A 6,481-nucleotide genomic window follows, 5' to 3' on the forward strand; every position below is an offset into this window, starting at 1 on the left:
GGCACGGTGACGGGCGAGCATGGCGTGGGTATCGAAAAGATCAACTCCATGTGCGTCCAGTTTTCGCCCGAAGAACGCGATACGTTTCACGCGATAAAACGTGCCTTCGATCCCCCCGGCCTGCTTAATCCCGACAAAGGCATCCCAACGCGCGCGCGTTGCGCCGAGTACGGGAAAATGCATATTCGCGGCGGCTTGCTGCCGCATCCCGAGATTCCGCGCTTTTAAGCGGCGTGTTTAGGCTGTGTGCTTAGGCTGTGTGTTTAGGCAGCGCTTCTAAACGCTGCCTGGTTATAACATCTCATTAATATCCCTTTGAAGCATCGGCGGTGGTTCCAGGCGTTCAAGCCCGCACAGGTATCCACGTTTATACGAGTGGCCGTGCGGGAACACGCCGATACACTGACCCAAGAGCCATAAAAACGCGGGACACCATGACAGAGGAAGACATTGTCGCGAGCTGGTCCGAGCGTGTACGCGCCGCGACGGCGAGCAACACCCCGCTACGGATTCGCGGCGGCGGCACGAAGGACTGGTACGGGCAGACGCTGCAAGGCGAGATAGTCGATACGCGGGCACATCGCGGGATTATCGAGTACGACCCGGCCGAACTCGTGATCACGGCGAAAGCCGGAACGCCGCTCAGTGAGATCGAAGCGCGGCTGGATGAATGCGGCCAGATGCTGCCGTTCGAGCCTCCGCACTTTGGGCCAAACGCCACTATCGGTGGCTGTATTGCAGCCGGACTCGCAGGCCCGCGGCGTGCCGCGGCCGGCGCGCCGCGCGACTTCGTGCTCGGCGCCGTGGTGATGAACGGCCAGGGCCATGTGCTGCATTTCGGCGGCCAGGTGGTGAAGAACGTGGCGGGCTACGACGTCTCGCGGCTGCTGGCGGGTTCGCTCGGCACGCTGGGGATGATCCTGGAGGTATCGGTGAAAGTGCTGCCGAAAGCCGTCGCTGAAGCCACGCTCAAGTTCGAAATGAACGATACCGACGCCGTACGCAAGCTCAACGAATGGAGCGGCCATCCGCTGCCGCTGACCGGCAGCGCGTGGCGCGATCACACGCTCGCATTGCGCCTGGGCGGCGCGGAAGCGGCGGTGAAAGCAGCGCGGACATCGTTGGGCGGCGAAGTGGTCGACGCCGTGGAAGCCGAGCGTTTCTGGTGCGGTTTGCGCGAGCAATCCGATCCGTTCTTCGCGGTAATACCGCCGAAGTCCGCGTTGTGGCGGCTCTCGTTGCCATCGATTGCCGAGCCGATGCATCTCCCCGGCCCGCAACTGATGGAATGGGGCGGCGCGCAACGGTGGTGGATCACCGACGCCGATCCGCAAACCGTGCGCATCAGCGCCAAGCAGGCCGGCGGCCACGCGACCATCTTCCGCTCCAGCGCGACGTATGACCGCAACGCGGGCGTGTTCACGCCCTTGGCCGCCCCGCTGATGAAGATTCATCGTGGCCTGAAAGCCGCATTCGATCCCGCGAGCATTTTCAATCGCGGCCGCCTCTACCCCGACTTCTGAACTGAAGAACACGCAATGCAAACCAACCTCGCCGACTTCATGCGCGACACGGCCGACGGCGAAGAAGCCGAGGCCATCCTGCGCAAGTGCGTGCATTGCGGATTCTGCACGGCGACGTGCCCGACGTACCAGATACTGGGCGATGAGCTCGACGGCCCGCGTGGCCGGATCTATCTGATCAAGCAAATGCTGGAAGGCGCGCCCGTTACACGCAGCACGCAACTACATCTGGATCGCTGCCTCACGTGCCGTAATTGCGAGACCACATGCCCATCGGGCGTGCAGTATGGACGGCTGGTGGAGATTGGCCGGAAGGTCGTGGAAGAGAAAGTGGAGCGGCCGTTTGGCCAGCGTGTGCAACGCAAACTGCTCGCCAACTTCCTCCCGAACAGCAAGCTTTTCACGCCCGCGATGAAACTCGGCCAGCAGTTCCGGCCGCTGTTGCCCAAAGCCTTGCGTACCAAGATTCCGGTCGCGCAACGGCCGCTCGAATGGCCAACCAGTACACACGAGCGCACGATGCTGATGCTCGCCGGCTGCGTTCAGCCCGCCATGATGCCGAACGTGAACATAGCGACGGCACGAGTGTTCGATGCATTGGGCATCCAGATCCTGGCGGCGCCCGACGCGGGCTGTTGCGGGGCGATCCGCCTGCATCTCGGCTACAACGACGAAGCACTGGACGACGTGCGCAACAACATCGACGCGTGGTGGCCGTATGTGGAAAACGGCGTGGAGGCGATCGTGATGAACGCGTCCGGTTGCGGCGCGACTGTGAAGGAATACGCGCACTTGCTGCGCAATGATCCGCTCTACGCGGAAAAGGCCGCGCGGATCGTCGATCTGACGCGTGACCTGTCGGAAATCCTGCCGCAATACGAAGACGAACTGACCGCGATGGCAAGGCGGCGCGCGGTCCATACCGTCGCGTTCCATCCGCCGTGCACGCTGCAGCACGGCCAGCAGATTCGCGGTCACGTGGAGAACTTGCTGACGGCGCTGGGCATAGAAGTGCATCTTCCCGCCGATAGCCATCTATGCTGCGGCTCGGCCGGAACGTACTCGGTGCTGCAGCCGAAACTCTCGTACGCACTACGCGACCAGAAACTCGACACGCTCGAGAAGCTCGAGCCGCAGATGATCGTATCGGCGAATGTCGGATGTATCGCGCATTTGCAGAGCGGCACCTCTACCCCCGTGGTGCACTGGATTCAACTGGTCGAACATCTGCTGTATGGCTAACGCTGGCGGGCGCCGGCTGTTTCGGGGCGCCGCATCCGTATAATCGGACCTCTGCTTACTCGATATGCGGCGTCCGAATCCATGTCCTCCTCTCATGTAGCCCGTCACCTCGAAGAAGTCCGCCAGCGCATTGCCAAAGCGGCGGCGGATGCTTCGCGCGACGCATCTTCGGTCACGTTGCTTGCCGTATCGAAGACCTTTCCTGCCGAGGACGTCCGCGCCGCCTTCAACGCCGGACAGCGCGCGTTCGGCGAAAACTACGTGCAGGAAGCGGTCGCGAAAATTGCCGGGCTGGCGGATTTGCGCAGCGAAATCGAGTGGCATTTCATCGGACCGTTGCAGTCGAACAAGACGAAAGTGGTCTCCGAAAATTTCGACTGGGTCCATTCGGTCGATCGGCTCAAGATTGCCGAGCGTCTCAACGAACAGCGGCCGGACGGTTCGCCGCGGCTCAACGTGTGCTTGCAGATCAACGTGAGCGGCGAAGACTCGAAAAGCGGCATCGCGCCAGACGACGCATTGGCGCTCGCGCATCAGATTGCGGCGCTGCCTCGGTTGCACCTGCGCGGCTTGATGGCGATTCCCGAACCGGCCGCCACGCTCGATGAACAACGCGCGCCGCATCGGCGTCTGCGCGAAATCATGGACACGTTGCGCGCGGACGGCCTTGAACTCGACACGCTTTCCATGGGGATGTCGGCGGATATTGAAGCCGCTATTCTTGAAGGCGCGACCATGGTTCGTATTGGCACGGCCATCTTCGGCGCGCGTGATTACTCTCACTGACTTTCACTTGAACTCACTATGAAAATTGCGTTTATTGGTGGCGGCAACATGGCGTCGGCGCTTATCGGCGGTCTGATCAAGCGCGGCGTTGCGGTGGCGGATCTATATGTCGTCGATCCCGGTGAGGAGGCGCGTGCTCGCGTCGAGAAAGAGTTTGGTGCCAGGACGGGCGCGTCAATCGATTCGAAACTAGGCGGCTATGACGCCATCCTGCTCGCCGTCAAACCGCAAGTGTTGAAGGACGTAGCGGCAGCGCTGCAGCCGGTGTTGTCGACGCAACTGGTGATCAGCATCGCAGCCGGCATTCGCGCCGCCGATCTGTCGCGATGGCTCGGCGGCTACACGCAGATCGTGCGCACGATGCCAAATACGCCGGCGCTCATCGGCATGGGCGTGACGGGACTGGCGGCGCTGCGGGGCGTAGACAATGCAGCGAAGGCGCTGGCATCGAAGATACTGGAAGCGGTCGGCGAGATCGTATGGTTCGATGACGAAGCGAAGATCGACGCCGTCACCGCCATTTCGGGAAGCGGTCCAGCGTACGTGTTCTATTTCATCGAAGCCATGCAGGAAGCCGCGCGTCAACTCGGTATGAATGAGGAGCAAGGGCGTGCGCTCGCTGTGGCTACGTTCACCGGCGCGGCGCAATTGGCGGCGCAATCGGGCGAGCCCGCGAGCGTGTTGCGGGAACGTGTGACGTCGAAGGGTGGCACAACAGCAGCAGCTTTGGCTTCCTTCGATGCCCAGGGCGTGAAAGACGCCATCGTACGAGGCGCATTGGCGGCTGATGCACGGGCTAAAGAAATGGGCGAAGAATTGGGCAAAGCCTGACGGCCACGCGCTCTTTGCGCTCTCGCGCGCGGCAACGCATTACGCTCAATCAAAAAACCGCCGCGCTGCCTGACGTGCGATGCGTCCGGGGAGGACGCACGCGTATCGTGTTACCGCATGAAGGCGTAGTGTGCCGCGATGCCGGCGAACAGCACGCCACCCAGCCAGTTGTTATGTTTGAACGCGACGAAGCACGGCATGCGCTCCCGGTTCTTGATCAGCGTGTAGTGATAGACGGCGCATGCAACCGCCGCCGCCCAGCCGATCCAGTACAACGCGCCGAATGCCAGCGTCATACCAATCCACACGTAAATCCCGAGCGTCACGGCATAACACAGCATGATCGCCGCCACATCGAAGCGGCCGAATGTCAGCGCCGACGTGCGGATGCCGATCTTGATGTCGTCGTCGCGATCGACCATCGCGTATTCGGTGTCGTAGGCAACTGACCAGAACACGTTCGCGGCCAGCATGATCCAGGCGAGTGGCGGCACGTGATCCTGCACGGCGGCAAACGCCATTGGAATGCCGAAGCCGAACGCGATGCCCAAATACGCCTGCGGAATCGCGAAAAAACGTTTGGTGAACGGATAGCTCCCCGCGACAAATAGCGCGAACACCGAGAGCTCCTTGGTCAGCGTGTTGAGCGGCAGGATCAGCAGAAACGCAATCAGCGACAACGCCGCCGCCAACGCGACCGCTTCCCATGCGGCAATCTTGCCGGACGTGATCGGGCGGTTTTCGGTGCGCTTCACGTGTTTATCGAAATCGCGATCAGCGTAGTCGTTGATCGCGCAACCGGCCGAGCGCATGAGCAGCGTGCCAAGCACGAAGATCAGCAGGAGCATCGGCGATGGATGACCGCTCGATGCAATCCACAGCGCATTGAGCGTCGGCCACAGCAACAGCAAGCTGCCGATGGGCTTGTCCATCCGGACGAGGCGGAGATAAAGCGGAAAGCGAGCGAACATGGCGATTGGACGACGGCGAATAGCGATATCGGTATTTTAAGGCAGCGGCGCTGAACGGCTTGTTTTCCTCAACCCGCGCTGCGCGAACCAGCCTCCCTTTTGAGGAACCCCAAAAACCAAAAAGCCCCACGCTCTAACGAGCGCGGGGCTTCTTCCATCTCAATTCGCCACGCTGAGCGCGCGGCGATCAAACCATAACCGGTCTTACTGTCCCAGCATCGCGCGCAACATCCACGCGGTCTTTTCGTGAATCTGCATGCGCTGCGTCAGCAAGTCGGCCGTCGGTTCGTCGTTCGCGCTATCGGTCAGCGGGAAAATCGCGCGCGCCGTGCGCACAACCGCTTCCTGCCCTTCCACCAACTGACGAATCATCTCTTCGGCTACCGGAATGCCATCGGCTTCAGGAATGGACGACAGCTTCGCGAATTCCCGATAGCTGCCCGGCGCATACACGCCCAGCGCACGAATGCGTTCAGCGATCGAATCAACCGCCAGCGCCAGTTCCGTGTATTGCCCTTCGAACATCAAATGGAGCGTGTTGAACATCGGCCCCGTGACGTTCCAGTGAAAATTGTGCGTCTTCAAATACAGCGTGTAGGTATCGGCCAATAGATGCGACAAACCATCGGCGATCTTCTTGCGGTCTTTGTCGCTGATACCGATGTTCACAGCCGGTGATGCGATTTTCTTCGCCATAGTGACTCCGTGAGAGTGATACGAACAATGCGGGCCGCCCGGCTGATGCTGCTGCCGGGGCTGCCGAGCGTTCGTGAGTTTATCTTAGAAACGCAAGGCGACCCGCCATGGAGGCGGGCCGCAAAGGTTATCGGGGTGCGTCAGGACGACGCGCGGCAGAGGCAATCAGACGATGCCCGCACCATGCAATCCTTCGATAACCACCACCGCGTAACTCGCCGCGACGATGCCAACACCGATCGCGAGCCGTACGCCGCGCGACGCATTGAGGCTCTTCGCCTCGATACCGCTCACCGCCCGTTCGAGTGTCATGATCGCTTGTGTCATCGTCGTTCTCCTTGAGTTCAGCCCGTAAGTCTGCGTGTCAAATCAGAGGGGACGCACATTCTGAAAACGCGTCCCGTCCTGCTTACTTCATTGCGGCTTCAGCGT

8 protein-coding genes are annotated in these 6,481 nt (G+C 61.1%); 5 read left to right on the plus strand and 3 right to left on the minus strand.

All coding sequences use genetic code 11. The features are described from left to right. The 5 genes from JWR14_RS11830 to proC form a co-directional block, all read left to right on the plus strand. A partial coding sequence (locus JWR14_RS11830; protein ID WP_299706268.1) for an FAD-linked oxidase C-terminal domain-containing protein occupies window positions 1-228 on the plus strand: 228 nt, incomplete at its 5' end. Window positions 229-434: 206 nt separating this feature from the next. After that, window positions 435-1,523, plus strand: a complete 1,089-nt coding sequence (glcE, locus tag JWR14_RS11835) for a glycolate oxidase subunit GlcE (protein ID WP_299706271.1) — start codon at window positions 435-437, stop codon at window positions 1,521-1,523. 15 nt (window positions 1,524-1,538) lie between these two features. Beyond that, window positions 1,539-2,765 carry a glycolate oxidase subunit GlcF gene (glcF, locus tag JWR14_RS11840; protein ID WP_299706274.1) on the plus strand — a complete coding sequence of 409 codons (1,227 nt, stop codon included), beginning with the start codon at window positions 1,539-1,541 and terminating at the stop codon, window positions 2,763-2,765. 81 nt (window positions 2,766-2,846) lie between these two features. Then, window positions 2,847-3,551 (plus strand): YggS family pyridoxal phosphate-dependent enzyme, encoded by a 705-nt coding sequence (locus JWR14_RS11845; RefSeq protein WP_299706277.1) that lies wholly within the window; start codon window positions 2,847-2,849, stop codon window positions 3,549-3,551. Window positions 3,552-3,569: 18 nt separating this feature from the next. After that, entirely contained in the window at window positions 3,570-4,382 is an 813-nt protein-coding gene (gene proC / locus JWR14_RS11850) for a pyrroline-5-carboxylate reductase (RefSeq protein WP_299706280.1), read from the plus strand. A gap of 110 nt (window positions 4,383-4,492) precedes the next feature. Here the strand turns inward: proC and ubiA are convergent, their stop codons facing one another. The 3 genes from ubiA to JWR14_RS11865 form a co-directional block, all read right to left on the minus strand. After that, window positions 4,493-5,353 (minus strand): 4-hydroxybenzoate octaprenyltransferase, encoded by an 861-nt coding sequence (gene ubiA / locus JWR14_RS11855; protein ID WP_299706283.1) that lies wholly within the window; start codon window positions 5,351-5,353, stop codon window positions 4,493-4,495. Between the two features lie 204 nt (window positions 5,354-5,557). After that, complete coding sequence (locus tag JWR14_RS11860; RefSeq protein ID WP_031357483.1) at window positions 5,558-6,049, minus strand: Dps family protein; 492 nt, start codon at window positions 6,047-6,049, stop codon at window positions 5,558-5,560. A gap of 165 nt (window positions 6,050-6,214) precedes the next feature. Beyond that, on the minus strand, window positions 6,215-6,376 hold the full coding sequence (locus tag JWR14_RS11865) for a hypothetical protein (protein ID WP_299706290.1): 162 nt from the start codon (window positions 6,374-6,376) through the stop codon (window positions 6,215-6,217). Window positions 6,377-6,481: the final 105 nt, after the last annotated feature.

Origin of the sequence: Caballeronia sp., from assembly GCF_028292365.1 — a bacterium.
Classification (GTDB): domain Bacteria; phylum Pseudomonadota; class Gammaproteobacteria; order Burkholderiales; family Burkholderiaceae; genus Caballeronia.